Raw genomic sequence first — 13,620 nt, 5'->3', positions numbered from 1 at the left:
CTTATTCCTCTCGCGATTTCCTTTGACATATCCCCTCCCTCTTGCTACTTAGATAGCGGCCCCCGTTGCTACCGCAACCTGAGAAGCACAGCACACACGATTCATTGCCAACCAGTCAACTGGACGAAGATCGATCGTACCGTTTCAAGATGCCTGAAAGCCAGGATCAGAACAACGACTGCGCAACGACACACACGGGGTCTTCGTCAAGCTGAAAATAAAGGTACTGCTTCCCGCAGTTCCGGGTTGTTCGGTCGCGCCTACGGGAGGCGGATCTTGAGCCAACGGTCAGCAATGATGCCCCTCGTAAACTTTCGATCTGGGCATAGAGCGCACCTCTCAGCACACGAGGTGCCGCTGCAACTCTCTAGCATGCCTCGACAAGAACCGCTACCGGCTACTCCGGACTTTCACGAAATATATTCAAGTCCAAGCGACACGATGCGAGCCGTAAAGCCGAGCCATTCACAAGTAATTAAAAAGCGAAATGCTATTCAACTTAGCAAACGTCATCTGCGTAGCCTGCAACGAAGACTGCCGCTGATAGAACTCCGCAATCGCGCTATACGGGTCCAGATCCTCAATAGAAGACAGATAAGACTCTTCCTGCAGCTTGCGGTCCCCGCCACCCGAATCCAGCGCATCGATCTCGCTCTGCCGCGAGCCCACAGAAGAAAGCACTGTCAGCACGTTGTCGTGCGCATTCGTCACTTTCACATTGGCCGTAGCCAGCGCGTTCTGCAGCTTCGCCTGCGCAGCCGCCCCACCACCGCTCAGCGGCGTGCGCAGCGCACTCACCAGCTCGCCGATGGCAGCGAACACATCGGTACCAGCGTTCTTCGCGGTAGACACATCGAAGCTGTCCCCAGCCGCCGGCGTGCCGGTGATCTTGATCTGCACGCCGCCGAAGTTGATGGGCGTGTCCGCCGCGATCGGGCCGGTGGCTGCGACCACGGGTGGCGTGTCCTTGGTCGTCACCGTGTAGTCGGTGGCGCTGAAGGTGATGGTGAAGTCCTTGCCGTAGTTAGGCGCGGTGGCGTCGGTCACGCTGACGGAGCCGAACACGCCGGTGCCGGTGTTGCCCGCGGCGCCTGACGCAACATAGCCCGCGCCGCCCTGCACCGACTGGAAGACGCTGCGGCCGTCGTCCGATGTAGACATCTGGCGCGCCACGTCGACCTGCATCAGCCGCTGGCCCTGGTCGCCCACGTACTGCACGCCGCCGCTGGTCGTGGCCACGAAGGGCGGGGAGCCGCTCTTGAAGCCCGCGAACAGGTATTGGCCGTTGCCGTCGTCGGAGTTGGCGATACCCACCAGCTGGTCGTAGCTGCTCTGGATGGTGGTGGCGAGCGATGCGCGGTCGGCGTCCGACAGCGTGCCGTTGCCGGCCTGCACGGTAAGAGCCTTGATGTTCTGCAGGATCGAGGTCACCGAGTTGAGCGCGTTCTCTTCGGTGGAGAGCGAGCGCGACGCGCGCTGGCGGCTGGTGGCGTACTGCGAAATTTCCGACAGCGTCTGGCTGACGCCGAGTGCGCGAGCGGCGCCCACAGGGTCGTCGCCGGCCGTGAGGAACTTCGAGTTGGTCGCCAGCTGCTGCTGGACCCTGAACAGTTTCTGCTGCTGCTGGCCCATGGCCAGTACGTTCTGTTCGTAGAAGGATTGGGTGCTGATGCGCATCGCTTTGCCTTAGTGGATCTGCTGGACGTTGGGCGGGCTCAGCTGCCGATGCCGAGGATGGTGTCGAAGATGGTCGAGGCGGTCTGGATCACCTTCGCATTGGCCTGGTACATCTGCTGGAACATCAGCAGGTTGGCGGTTTCCTCGTCCTGGTTCACGCCCGAGATGGCCTGCTGGCTGGCCTTGATCTGGCTGGTAACGCTGTCTTGCGTGGTGCCCGCCACCTTCACTGCCATGGCGCGGTTGCCGACTTCGCTGACGATCTGCGAGTAGGCGCCGTTGAAGGTGGCCGTGCCGTTGGCCATGGTGGTCTTGCGCTGCAGCGCGCCCAGCAGCAGCGCGTTGCTGCCGTCTGACACGCCCGCGGTGTTCTTGCCGATGGTGAAGGTGTCGCCTTGCGCGGGCGCGCCGGTCATTGCAACGGTGACGCCGTCGAAGCTCATCTTCGCGCCGGCGGTGTAGGGCACGGGCGTGCCGGCCGCGTAGCTGGTGCTGGTGCCATCGGCCAGCGTGACGGTCACGGCCGAGGTGGCCGGAAAGCCGGTCAGGTTGCCGGTGGTCGCGTCGTAGCTCAGCGTGACGGTGCCGCCCAGCGGCGTTGCGGGGTAGCTCGCATCCACCGTGGCCGCGCCCAGCGCGCCGGAGCCCTTGTTGCCGACGGTATTGCCGGTGACGATGGGCGATGCCGCGGCCACCTTGGCGGGGTCGAGCGTCAGCACGTCAAGGTCGCGCGCGCCGGTGCGCGTGGGCTGCACCAGAAACGAATCGCCGGCCTGCGCGGTACCGCTGGCGGCCGCGAGGCTCACGCCGTCGAAGGTAATGGGGAAGGTGGTGAAGGAGCCCATCGACTGCTTGTCCGACAGGCGGGTGACCGAGTAGGTCAGCGTGCCGGCCACGTCGGTGACGCTCACGTTGTAGTCGCTGGTCGTGAGTTGCGACGCGTTCGAGAGCGTGCCGGTGAGCTCGAGGTTGCCCGCGTTCTTTGCGTTGGAGAGCACGCCCGGCACGGACTGCGTGAAAAAGTCTTTGCCCAGTGCGCCGCTGAGGTCCACGCCCAGCTTGCTCTGCGCGTTCACGGCGTCGGCCACCGACATGGCGAGCCGGCCGATGGAGTTTTGCGTGGGAATGAGCGTGTCACGTCGAAAGCTCATGAGCCCGCCGAGCGTGCCGCCGGTGATGACGCCATCTGACAGCTCGGTCGTGTTGCCGGCAAAGCCCTGCAGCGCCACGGCCTTGCGCGACGGGTCGGCGGCGGAGTTCACCGCGGCCATAGTGGCGGCGTAGTCGCCCGTCACCAAAGACTGGCCGGTGGCGATGAACACGTTGTACTTGCCGTTGTCCTGCTGCAGCACCTTCACGTCGACCACCTGGCTCAGCTCGCTCACGAGCTGGTCGCGCTGGTCGAGCAGGTCGTTGGGAGGCTGGCCGCCGGCCATGGCGCTGATCTGGCTGATCTGCTGGTTGAGGCTGGCGATCTTGCTGGCGTAGGTGTTGATCTGGTCCACGCTGCCAACGATCTGCTCATTGACGGAGGAGTTCAGGTCCGACAGGTATTGGTCGGTCGCGCGAAACTTGCTGGCCAGCGCCTGCGCCGAGCTGATCATCTGCTGGCGCGCCGCCGGGTCGGCCGGTGTGTTGGCCACGCCCTGCACGCTGGTGAAGAAGCTCTGCATCAGCGGCGCGATGCCCGAGGTCTTGTCGGCCAGCAGGGTGTCGATGCGGTTGATCTGCGTGCTGTTGGTGGCAAGCGCAGCCGAGGTCGACTGCGCAATAGAGAGCTGCGCCGTCAGGTAGCGGTCGTAGCTGCGCGAGACGGTCGTGACGTTGGCGCCCGAGCCGATGAAGCCCGAGCCTGTGCCAGTGGCGTTGCCCGTGGCGATCTCTGCCACCTGGCGGCTGTAGCCGGCGGTGTACACGTTGGCTGTGTTGTGGGCCGTGGTCATCAGCGCGGTGCGTGCAACGCCGAGGCCGCTCAGACCCGTGTAGAACAAACTTCCGGACATATGGCTTTACCTGTCGATGAGGTGTGTGAAATGAGGTGGCATCGCCTGGATGCCTCTGGGTCTATATCGGCAGCGCCAGCCGAAAGTTGAGGGTCGATCGGGTCAGAACTCGGTCCAGTCGCCCTTGGCGTCGTTGGCCATGGCGAGTTGCGGGGCGCCAGAAGGCTCGCGCCGGGTGGGCAAGGCCTTGGCGGGGCGCTTGGGTGCTGGCTTGGCGGGCTTCGGGATTGGGGTGATACGCGTGAAGCCGGGGCGTGTGGTGGCGACGGCGTTGGCATCGAGCTTGAAGACGCTCACCGCCTGTACGAGGCTGCCGGCCTGCTCCTGCAGCGATTGAGCGGCTGCCGAAGCCTCTTCAACCAGTGCGGCGTTCTGCTGCGTGACCTGGTCCATCTGCGTGATGGCCTGGTTGATCTGCTCAATGCCCGAGGTTTGCTCCTGGCTGGCAGCGGTGATCTCGCCCATGATGTCGGTCACGCGCTTCACGCTGCCGACGATCTCGTCCATCGTGCGGCCAGCTTCTTCCACCTGCTTGCTGCCTTCTTCGACCTTTTCTACCGAGTCGCCGATCAGGGTCTTGATCTCCTTGGCTGCAGCAGCGGAGCGTTGTGCGAGGCTGCGGACTTCCGAGGCCACCACTGCGAAGCCACGGCCTTGTTCACCCGCACGCGCGGCTTCGACCGCCGCGTTCAGCGCCAGGATGTTGGTCTGGAAGGCAATGCCGTCGATCACGCCGATGATGTCGACGATCTTCTTGGACGATGCATTGATCGAGCCCATGGTGTCCACCACTTGGGAGACGACGCTGCCGCCCTTCACGGCGACCTCGGAGGCCGAGACGGCCAACTGGTTCGCCTGCCGCGCGTTGTCCGCGTTCTGCTTGACGGTGCTGGTCAGCTCCTCCATCGAAGCAGCCGTCTGCTCCAGCGAACTCGCCTGCTCTTCCGTGCGCGAAGATAGATCCTGATTGCCAGAGGCGATCTGCCCCGAAGCAGTGGCGATCGTCTCCGTGCCCGTACGCACCTCACCAACCACCTTCGCCAGGCTCGCATTCATCTCTCGCAGCGCGTGCATCAGCTGCCCCGTCTCGTCGCGGCTTTCCACCTCGATATGCGTGCTCAGGTCGCCCGCGGCCACCGTCTCTGCCACTTCCACCGCATGCCCCAGCGGACGCACGATGCCCAGTGTCAGGCGCCATGCAAACAACGCCCCCAGCACCAGCGCAATGCCCGACAGCACCATCAACGTGGTCTCGCCGGTCGTATGGTTGGCTTCGATGTCTTGCGCCAGTTCGTCGATGCGGTCGCGCTGATACGCCGCGAGCTTGGCCACGGCCTCCTCGTAGACGGTGAGTGCGGGCGCGAACTGGTTGTCGGCCATTTCCATGGCCTCTTCGTTCTTCCCCTCGGTCTTGAGCTTGTTGATCTTCCCGATGGTCGCGAGCACGACGCCGCGAGCATCGGCCACGCCGGCATACAGCTTCTTCTCTTCCGGAGAGGTCAGCAGTTCCTCGAGCTTCTTCTGCACCGGGTTGATAAGCGCCGACTTGTCGGCCCGGCCCTTCTCGAAGTAGGCGACCGCCTTGGGGTCTGTCGCCTTGACCATCGCGAACGAATTGACGATTGCCGGCCCGAGCAGGTTGGACCACTGGTTGGCCAGGCGCTCCTTGACCAGCGCGTTCTGCATCATGTCTTCCGTGGCCTTGCCCACGCTCGCAAGGCGCATCACGCCGGTGGCGGCGATGACCAGCATCAGGAGCAGCACGACCGCGAAGCCGAGGCCCAGGCGGGTGCCGATTTTCAGGTTCTTCAGATTCATTTGGTTAGCTCCTTGGGACTCAGAATTCCGTCCAGTCGCCCTTCGCATCCCCAGCCATGGAAAGCTGTGGGGCGGCGGAGGGTTCGCGGCGGGTGGGCAAGGCCTTGGCGGGACGCTTCGGCGCTGGCTTGGCGGGCTTCGGGATCGGCGTGATGCGGGTGAAGGCGGTGCGCTCGGCCGCGCCGCCCGCGCCGAGCTTGAAGATGCTGACGGACTGCACGAGGCTGCCGGCCTGCTCTTGCAGCGACTGGGCGGCTGCTGAGGCTTCTTCGACAAGCGCGGCGTTTTGTTGCGTGACCTGATCCATCTGCGTGATGGCCTGGTTGATCTGCTCGATGCCCGACGTTTGCTCCTGGCTCGCTGCTGTGATCTCGCCCATGATGTCCGTCACGCGGCGGACACTGCCGACGATTTCGTCCATCGTGCGACCAGCTTCTGCGACCTGCTTGCTGCCCTCTTCGACCTTTTCGACCGAGTCGCCGATCAGCGTCTTGATTTCCTTGGCTGCAGCAGCGGAGCGTTGAGCCAGGCTGCGGACTTCCGAAGCGACGACAGCAAAGCCACGGCCTTGTTCACCGGCCCGTGCAGCTTCGACCGCTGCGTTCAGCGCAAGGATGTTGGTCTGGAACGCGATGCCGTCGATCACGCCGATGATGTCGACGATCTTCTTGGACGATGCATTGATCGAGCCCATCGTGTCGACCACCTGAGAGACCACGCTGCCGCCCTTCACCGCAACTTCCGAAGCGGAAACCGCTAGCTGGTTGGCTTGACGCGCGTTGTCCGCGTTCTGTTTCACCGTCGAAGTCAGCTCTTCCATCGAAGCAGCCGTCTGCTCCAGCGAACTCGCCTGCTCTTCCGTACGCGAAGACAGATCCTGATTCCCCGAAGCAATCTGGCTCGAAGCCGTAGCGATCGTGTCGGTCCCCGTGCGCACTTCGCTCACGATCTTCACGAGGCTGTCGTTCATGCCCTTCAGGGCCTCCAGCAACTGCCCGGTTTCGTCCGTCGTGTGCGCCTCGATGTGGCTGGTCAGGTCGCCCGCGGCCACCGACTGCGCCACCTTCACGGCTTGCGCCAGTGGCCGCGCGACGATGCGTGCGATCCACAGCGCCAGCCCCAGGCCAAGCGCGATGCTGCCCAGCAGAAGGCCCAGCACCCAGAGCCTGGCTCGCCCGTGCACCGCATCGGCCGTCTGGCTTGCGCGCAGGGCGCCCGCCAGGTTCATCTGCGTCAGCTTGTCGAGTGTCGCGTTCATCTCGCGGCTCAATGTCTGCGACTTGCCGCGAATCAGATTGGCCGTCTGGTCGATGTCCTGCGTATTGGAGATGGCGACGATCTTGTTGTGCTCGAGCGCGTATTGCGCGAGCAGCTTTTCGAACACCGGATAGAGCTCGCGCTCCTCTGGTTCCGTGATGAGCGCCGCATATTCGGCGCGCTTCTTCTGCAGCGCCGCCCACGACTCGTCCATCGTCTTCTCATGCGCAGTCATTTCGGTGAACGAACCCAACAGGACGTGCTCCGTCTCCTGCGCGCGGTAGCTCGCCACCAGGCCCTTCAGCTCCAGCAGCGAGCGCGTGGCGGGCAGCCAGTTGGTCGAGAGGTCGGTGGACATCTGGTGGACCTTGCCGAGCTGCATCACCGAAATCACGCCGAGGCAGGCCGTCAGCACGAGGACCGCCATGAACGACACAAGCAGCTTTGTCGCAATCCTGAGGTTGTAGAAAGACTTGATCACTTTTTCTTCAGGCCGTCGAGGCCGATATCGCGTGTTGCCGGCCTTCGCCGAGTTTGAAAATGCTGACGGCCTGCACAAGGTTGCCGGCCTGCTCCTGCAGCGACTGGGCCGCGGCCGAGGCTTCCTCGACCAGTGCCGCGTTCTGCTGCGTGACCTGGTCCATCTGCGTGATGGCCTGGTTGATCTGTTCGATGCCTGATGTCTGCTCGTGGCTCGCAGCGCTGATCTCACCGATGATGTCGGTGACCCGCTTCACGCTGCCCACGATCTCTTCCATGGTCCTTCCGGCCTCGCCCACCAGGGCAGTGCCTGCATCGACCTTGCCGACCGAGTCGTCGATCAGGCCCTTGATTTCCTTGGCCGCTGCTGCCGAGCGCTGCGCGAGGTTGCGCACTTCGGCGGCCACCACGGCGAAGCCCCTGCCCTGCTCGCCCGCGCGCGCGGCTTCGACCGCTGCGTTCAGCGCGAGGATGTTGGTCTGGAAGGCAATGCCGTCGATCACGCCGGTGATGTCCACGATCTTTTTCGACGAGGCATGAATCGAGGCCATGGTGTCCACCACCTGGCTGACCACATCGCCGCCCTTGAGCGCCACCTCGGAGGCCGACAGCGCCAGCTGGTTGGCCTGCCGCGCGTTGTCTGCGTTCTGCTTGACGGTGCTGGTGAGCTCTTCCATCGACGCAGCGGTCTGCTGCAGGGAGCTCGCCTGTTCCTCCGTGCGCGTCGAAAGATCCTGGTTGCCGGCAGAGATCTGGCCCGAGGCGGTCGCGATGGCATCGGTGCCCTCGCGCACGCCGCCCACCACGCTGGCCAGGCCTTCGCGCATGCTTTCCACGGCGCGGGTGATCACGCCCATCTCGTCGCGACGGGCCGAGTCCAATCGCTGCGACAGGTCGCCCTGGCCGAGTGCCTGTACGTGCTCGCTCAGCAGGCTCAGCGGCCGCACGGTGCGGCGGATGAAAACGACCAGCGCCGCCCCCAACACGAGGGCCGCCAGCGCAATGCAGGCGCCGATCCAGGCCATCTGGCGATAGAGCCCGGCGAGCACCTCCGAAGCGGGAAGCTCGGCCACCACCAGCCAGCCAGTCGCTTCGCTCCTGGCCACAGAGGCATAGCGCCGCTGCCCGTTCGCCGCTGACGCGAGCACCGCCAGCGCGTCGTCGATCCACATCGCGCTAGGCGCCGCGACTCGCGACAGCCAGGCGGCCGACCCGTCACCCGGCAGAAGCTCGCTCAGCTTCTTGCCGGCCGCCGTCGGATGAAAGACCAGCGTCGCCGCATCGGCACCACCGCTGGGGTTGACGATGTAGAGCCCGCCAGTCTCGAATATCCGCGTCTTGCCCACGGCTTCGCCGAAGGAAGCCTGCTGTTGCGAGATGTCCAGCCCGATGTAGAGCACCGCCACGACGCGGCCGGCCGTATCGCGCACCGGCTCGTAGACCGTCATGTACGGGCGCCCGAACAGCATGACGCGCCCCACGAAGCGCTTGCCCTCGCGCAGGACCGGATAGGCAGCACTCTTGCGGTCCAGCAGTGTGCCGACGGCGCGTTCGCCGCTTTCCTTCTTCACCGAGGTGGTGACGCGACGGAAATCTTCGCCTTGCGCTACGAACACAGTGGCATTGGCGCCGGGGAAATCGCGCGCGAAGGCATCCACTTCCGCGATGCGCGTGGCGTCGATGGGCGTGCCGTCGCTGCTCAACGCCCCTTGCGCGGCTGCGTCGAGAACGAAGCTGGACGCGAACTGGCGCCGGAAGACGCCGAAGGCGTTCTCCGCCGTGAGGCGCATGGTCTGGTCGAAGATGTCCAGCGAGCGGGCGATGGCTTCGGCCTTGGCATTGGCGTACTGCGCGGCACTGCGCTGCTGCTGCGAAGAGGCCAGCGCGTAGAAGACTGCCAGCACCAGCGTCACCACCAGGAGCATTCCCGCGACGGTGCCGAGGGTCATGGTGCGAGCCAGGGAGACGAAGGCGGGATCACGCCTCGCGGGGTTCGCGGTTTTCATAACTACAGAGAGCCTATGGTTCAGAACTCGCGCCAGTCACCGGCACCGGCCACCGCAAGCTGCGGTGTCGCGGGCAACGACGACCCGACGCGCTTGGCCGGCTGCGTTCTCGCCTGCGTGCGAGGCGCGGCCTGATGGCCTTCGTCGAGCTTGAAGATGCTGACTGCCTGCACGAGGCTGCCGGCCTGCTCCTGCAACGACTGGGCTGCGGCCGAGGCTTCTTCGACGAGTGCGGCGTTCTGCTGCGTGACCTGGTCCATCTGCGTGATGGCCTGGTTGATCTGCTCGATTCCGGAAGTCTGTTCCTGGCTCGCTGCAGTGATCTCGCCCATGATGTCCGTCACGCGCTTCACGCTGCCGACGATTTCGTCCATCGTGCGGCCGGCTTCTGCAACCTGCTTGCTGCCCTCTTCGACTTTCTCGACCGAGTTGCCGATGAGAGTCTTGATTTCCTTGGCTGCTGCAGCGGAGCGTTGAGCCAGGCTGCGGACTTCCGAGGCCACCACTGCGAAGCCACGGCCTTGTTCACCAGCGCGTGCAGCTTCAACCGCTGCATTCAGCGCGAGGATGTTGGTCTGGAATGCAATGCCATCGATCACGCCGATGATGTCGACGATCTTCTTGGACGACGCATTGATCGAGCCCATCGTGTCGACTACCTGGGAGACAACGCTGCCACCCTTCACCGCGACTTCCGAAGCAGACACAGCGAGCTGGTTAGCCTGCCGTGCGTTGTCCGCGTTCTGCTTGACCGTCGAGGTCAGCTCTTCCATCGAAGCGGCCGTCTGCTCCAGCGAACTTGCCTGCTGTTCGGTGCGCGAAGACAGATCCTGGTTCCCCGAAGCAATCTGCCCCGAGGCCGTAGCAATCGTCTCCGTGCCCGTGCGCACCTCGCCGACAACCTTTGCCAGGTTGGCATTCATGTTCTTCAGCGCCTGCATGAGCTGCCCCGCCTCATCGCGGCTTTCCACCTCGATGTGCGTACTCAGGTCTCCAGCGGCCACTGTCTCTGCCACCTGCACAGCCTGCGTCAACGGGCGCACGATGCTGCGCGAGATGAAGAACGCGAGGATGCCGCCGCTGAGCACCGTCAGCACCGTCAGCAGCAACTGCAGGTTGAAGCTGCGCGTGTTCGCGGCATCGATGGCCACGCTCATGTCGTCGATGGCCTTGCGCTCCATCGACAGCAGGTCGAGCACGCGGGTTTCATAGGCCTTGGCGGCCGGCTGGAACGACTCCTTGAAGGCGCGCGCGGTGTCCACCGCATTGCCGCTGGCCTTGGCCTTGCCCACGTCGTCCTTGGCAGCCTGGTACTTCACGCGCAGTTCGACGATGGACTTGTACGTCGCCTTCTCCTCGTCCGTCACCAGCAGCTTCTCGACCTTCGCTATGGTCTCACTGCCCTTCTTCACGCTGTCGGAGATCACGTCGGCAAAAACGACCGGCAGGGTCTCGTCGGTCGTGCGCGCGATCATCGAGGTGCGGGCGATGGCCGAGTAGGTGAGCACGTACCAGTCGGAGATGAGCCGCTCCTTCGCAAGCGGGCTCTGCATCATGACCCGGGTGGCTTCCGCGTTGTTGCGCGCCGAGACCAGCGCGATGGCGGTCGAGATGATGGTCAGGCCGAGGACGATGGCGAAGGCCATGGCCAGCCGGTTGCCGATGCGGAGGTTGGAGAGGAATTTCATGGTGCAGGCGTTGAAATGTGAGGTTGTGGAGCCAAACCAGGCCGTGCGGCCATGGCGCAGGGGTCAGGTGGCTGCGGCAGCTTCGACGAGGCCCATTTCTTCACTGGACATGAGCCGGTCGATGTCCACCAGGATCAGCATCCGCTCTTCCAGCGTGCCCAGCCCGATCAGGTAGTCGGCGTCCAGCACCGAGCCCATCTCCGGTGCGGGCTTGATCTGATCGCCCGTCAGTGTGATCACGTCCGACACGCTGTCCACCACCATGCCCACCACCCGGCCCGCGATGTTCAGCACGATCACCACCGTGAACTGGTCGTACGTCGGCTCGCCCAGCTTGAACTTGATGCGCATGTCGATGATCGGCACGATGATCCCGCGCAGGTTCACCACTCCCTTGATGTATTCCGGTGCATTGGCAATGCGCGTCACCGCGTCGTAGCCGCGCAGCTCCTGCACCTTCTGGATGTCTATGCCGTATTCCTCTTCGCCCAGCTTGAAGGTCACGACCTCCAGGCGGTTCACGCCGGTGGACGCGGGCGAAGCCGAGGTGGCTTGCTGCAGTGGATCTCTTGCCTTGTTCAGACTCATTGCTCTCTTCCTTCGATAACAGGGAACGGGTTCATCCTGTTATCGGCATCGGATCGCTGAACTTGAGTCCTTTTTTCTCAAAACTCGGTCCATTCGCCCTTGGCGTTGCCGGCCATGGCGAGTTGTGGCGCTGCTGCAGGTTCGCGGCGGGTAGGCAAGGCCTTGGCCGGGCGCTTCGGTGCGGGCTTGGCTGGCTTGGGGATCGGCGTGATGCGCGTGAAACTGGGGCGCACGGTAGCCACGGCGTTGGCGTCGAGCTTGAAGACGCTCACAGCGCGCACGAGGCTGCTGGCTTGCTCCTGCAACGACTGGGCTGCGGCCGAGGCTTCTTCGACCAGTGCTGCGTTCTGCTGCGTGACCTGGTCCATCTGCGTGATGGCCTGGTTGATCTGTTCGATGCCCGAGGTCTGTTCCTGGCTGGCAGCGGTGATCTCGCCCATGATGTCCGTCACGCGCTTCACGCTGCCGACGATTTCGTCCATCGTGCGGCCGGCCTCTGCGACCTGCTTGCTTCCCTCTTCGACCTTCTCGACCGAATCGCCGATGAGCGTCTTGATTTCCTTGGCGGCGGCTGCCGAGCGTTGTGCGAGGCTGCGGACTTCCGATGCCACCACTGCGAAGCCACGGCCCTGCTCACCGGCGCGGGCGGCTTCGACTGCTGCGTTCAGCGCAAGGATGTTGGTCTGGAAAGCGATGCCGTCGATCACGCCGATGATGTCGACGATCTTTTTCGACGACGTATTGATCGAGCCCATGGTATCGACCACTTGCGAGACGACGCTGCCGCCCTTCACAGCCACCTCCGAAGCCGAGACCGCAAGCTGGTTCGCCTGCCGTGCGTTGTCGGCGTTCTGCTTCACCGTCGAGGTCAGCTCCTCCATCGAAGCAGCCGTCTGCTCCAGTGAACTCGCCTGCTCTTCCGTGCGCGAAGACAAGTCCTGATTGCCCGAGGCGATCTGGTTCGAAGCCGTCGCAATCGTCTCAGTGCCCGTGCGCACTTCACTGACGATCTTCACCAGGCTCTCGTTCATCTCCTTGAGCGCGAGCATCAGCCTGCCGGTCTCGTCCTTCGACTGCACCTCGATGCGCGAGCTGATGTCGCCCGCAGCCACCTTCTCGGCCACCTGCACAGCCTCGCCGATGGGCCGGGTGATCGAGCGCGTGATGAGCCATGCAATGGCCGCACCAACCAGGACTGCGAGAGCGCCCAGTGCCAGCATCAGATTGCGCGACCATACGTAGCCGGCGTGGGCCTCCGCCTCGGCCTCCTGCGACAGCTTGCTCTGGCGTTGGCTCATGGCGTCGAGCTCCTCGAGCAGCGCCCGCGTGGCCGGCTGGAACTTCGAGATGAAGATTGCGGTTGCCTCGTCGTTCCTGTTCTGCAACGCGAATTCGGACAGCTGAGCGCTCAGCGGCACGAGCGCGGCCACCTTCTCGTCGATGCGCGCGAGCAGCGCCTTGCCATCGGAAGTGGCCAGCAGCTTCGCCAGCACGGCGCGGTTTTCGGTGAAGCGGTCGCGCGCGGCGGCAACCTTCTTCGCCTCTTCGCGCATGGCGTCAGCGTCGCTCAGCAGGATCAGGTTGCCATCGAGGATGGCGATGTCGCGGACCGCGTCCAGCATCTTGTTGACCGAGGCCACCTTGACGTTGTTGCCGTTGACGATGCCGTCCAGCCGCAACTGGATGTCCGACATCGCGCTGAGGCCGAGGCCGGCAATGCCGGCGAGCAGCAGGAGCACGGTGGCAAAGCCCGCGCCGAGACGGGTACCGATCTTGAGATTGATGAATGAGTTCATGGGGTGGAGAGCTTGTTTTCAGGAATCCTGGGCATTGACGTGCTGGAAGACCCTGTCGAGCCGGTCGGAGACCTTCGCGGCGTCGTGGGTCGAACGGGTGACCGAACTCGTGACGAGCCATGCGACGACACCGGCGGTGAGCAATGCAGCCACGCCCAATGCACACACCGTCAGGCGCGCCCATTCGTAGCCGGCACCGGCCTTGAAGCCGAGGCTCAGCGCGACGGCCAGCAAGAGCAACAGAATGGCGAAGCCCACGCCAAGGCGCAGGGCAAGCCTGGGGCTGAGACGTGTGCGCATGGGTGCT

The 13,620-nt window shown here is 64.1% G+C and carries 9 protein-coding genes; all 9 read right to left on the bottom strand.

Annotation, left to right across the window (positions count from 1 at the left end; all coding sequences use genetic code 11):
* Positions 1-465 precede the first annotated feature (465 nt).
* The 9 genes from flgL to NWF24_RS05830 all read right to left on the bottom strand — a co-directional run bounded on the left by flgL (position 466) and on the right by NWF24_RS05830 (position 13,613).
* A complete protein-coding gene (gene flgL / locus NWF24_RS05870) occupies positions 466-1,677 on the bottom strand; it encodes a flagellar hook-associated protein FlgL (protein ID WP_258353376.1) in 1,212 nt (403 codons plus the stop codon).
* A 38-nt stretch (positions 1,678-1,715) separates the two neighbouring features.
* Complete coding sequence (gene flgK / locus NWF24_RS05865) at positions 1,716-3,680, bottom strand: flagellar hook-associated protein FlgK (RefSeq protein WP_258353375.1); 1,965 nt, start codon at positions 3,678-3,680, stop codon at positions 1,716-1,718.
* A gap of 102 nt (positions 3,681-3,782) precedes the next feature.
* Positions 3,783-5,498, bottom strand: coding sequence for a methyl-accepting chemotaxis protein (locus NWF24_RS05860; RefSeq protein ID WP_258353374.1), 1,716 nt, complete (start codon positions 5,496-5,498; stop codon positions 3,783-3,785).
* Positions 5,499-5,517: 19 nt separating this feature from the next.
* Positions 5,518-7,233, bottom strand: coding sequence for a methyl-accepting chemotaxis protein (locus NWF24_RS05855; RefSeq protein ID WP_258355246.1), 1,716 nt, complete (start codon positions 7,231-7,233; stop codon positions 5,518-5,520).
* A 10-nt stretch (positions 7,234-7,243) separates the two neighbouring features.
* Complete coding sequence (locus NWF24_RS05850) at positions 7,244-9,184, bottom strand: methyl-accepting chemotaxis protein (protein ID WP_309148861.1); 1,941 nt, start codon at positions 9,182-9,184, stop codon at positions 7,244-7,246.
* A gap of 77 nt (positions 9,185-9,261) precedes the next feature.
* Positions 9,262-10,929 (bottom strand): methyl-accepting chemotaxis protein, encoded by a 1,668-nt coding sequence (locus NWF24_RS05845; protein WP_258353372.1) that lies wholly within the window; start codon positions 10,927-10,929, stop codon positions 9,262-9,264.
* A 63-nt stretch (positions 10,930-10,992) separates the two neighbouring features.
* Positions 10,993-11,517, bottom strand: a complete 525-nt coding sequence (locus NWF24_RS05840; RefSeq protein WP_258353371.1) for a chemotaxis protein CheW — start codon at positions 11,515-11,517, stop codon at positions 10,993-10,995.
* Between the two features lie 77 nt (positions 11,518-11,594).
* Entirely contained in the window at positions 11,595-13,313 is a 1,719-nt protein-coding gene (locus NWF24_RS05835) for a methyl-accepting chemotaxis protein (protein ID WP_258353370.1), read from the bottom strand.
* Between the two features lie 18 nt (positions 13,314-13,331).
* Complete coding sequence (locus tag NWF24_RS05830) at positions 13,332-13,613, bottom strand: hypothetical protein (protein WP_093057943.1); 282 nt, start codon at positions 13,611-13,613, stop codon at positions 13,332-13,334.
* Between the last annotated feature and the right edge of the window lie 7 nt (positions 13,614-13,620).

The sequence above is a fragment of the Variovorax paradoxus genome (assembly GCF_024734665.1).
GTDB lineage: Bacteria > Pseudomonadota > Gammaproteobacteria > Burkholderiales > Burkholderiaceae_C > Variovorax.
This window is presented reverse-complemented; position numbering and strand designations above follow the sequence as displayed.

What these genes read in the sequence shown, in the direction of transcription:
- flgL (WP_258353376.1), bottom strand. Translation starts at nt 1,677, where the DNA reads ATGCGCATCAGCACCCAATCCTTCTACGAACAGAACGTACTGGCCATG.
- flgK (WP_258353375.1), bottom strand. Translation starts at nt 3,680, where the DNA reads ATGTCCGGAAGTTTGTTCTACACGGGTCTGAGCGGCCTCGGCGTTGCA.
- NWF24_RS05860 (WP_258353374.1), bottom strand. Translation starts at nt 5,498, where the DNA reads ATGAATCTGAAGAACCTGAAAATCGGCACCCGCCTGGGCCTCGGCTTC.
- NWF24_RS05850 (WP_309148861.1), bottom strand. Translation starts at nt 9,184, where the DNA reads ATGACCCTCGGCACCGTCGCGGGAATGCTCCTGGTGGTGACGCTGGTG.
- NWF24_RS05845 (WP_258353372.1), bottom strand. Translation starts at nt 10,929, where the DNA reads ATGAAATTCCTCTCCAACCTCCGCATCGGCAACCGGCTGGCCATGGCC.
- NWF24_RS05840 (WP_258353371.1), bottom strand. Translation starts at nt 11,517, where the DNA reads ATGAGTCTGAACAAGGCAAGAGATCCACTGCAGCAAGCCACCTCGGCT.
- NWF24_RS05835 (WP_258353370.1), bottom strand. Translation starts at nt 13,313, where the DNA reads ATGAACTCATTCATCAATCTCAAGATCGGTACCCGTCTCGGCGCGGGC.
- NWF24_RS05830 (WP_093057943.1), bottom strand. Translation starts at nt 13,613, where the DNA reads ATGCGCACACGTCTCAGCCCCAGGCTTGCCCTGCGCCTTGGCGTGGGC.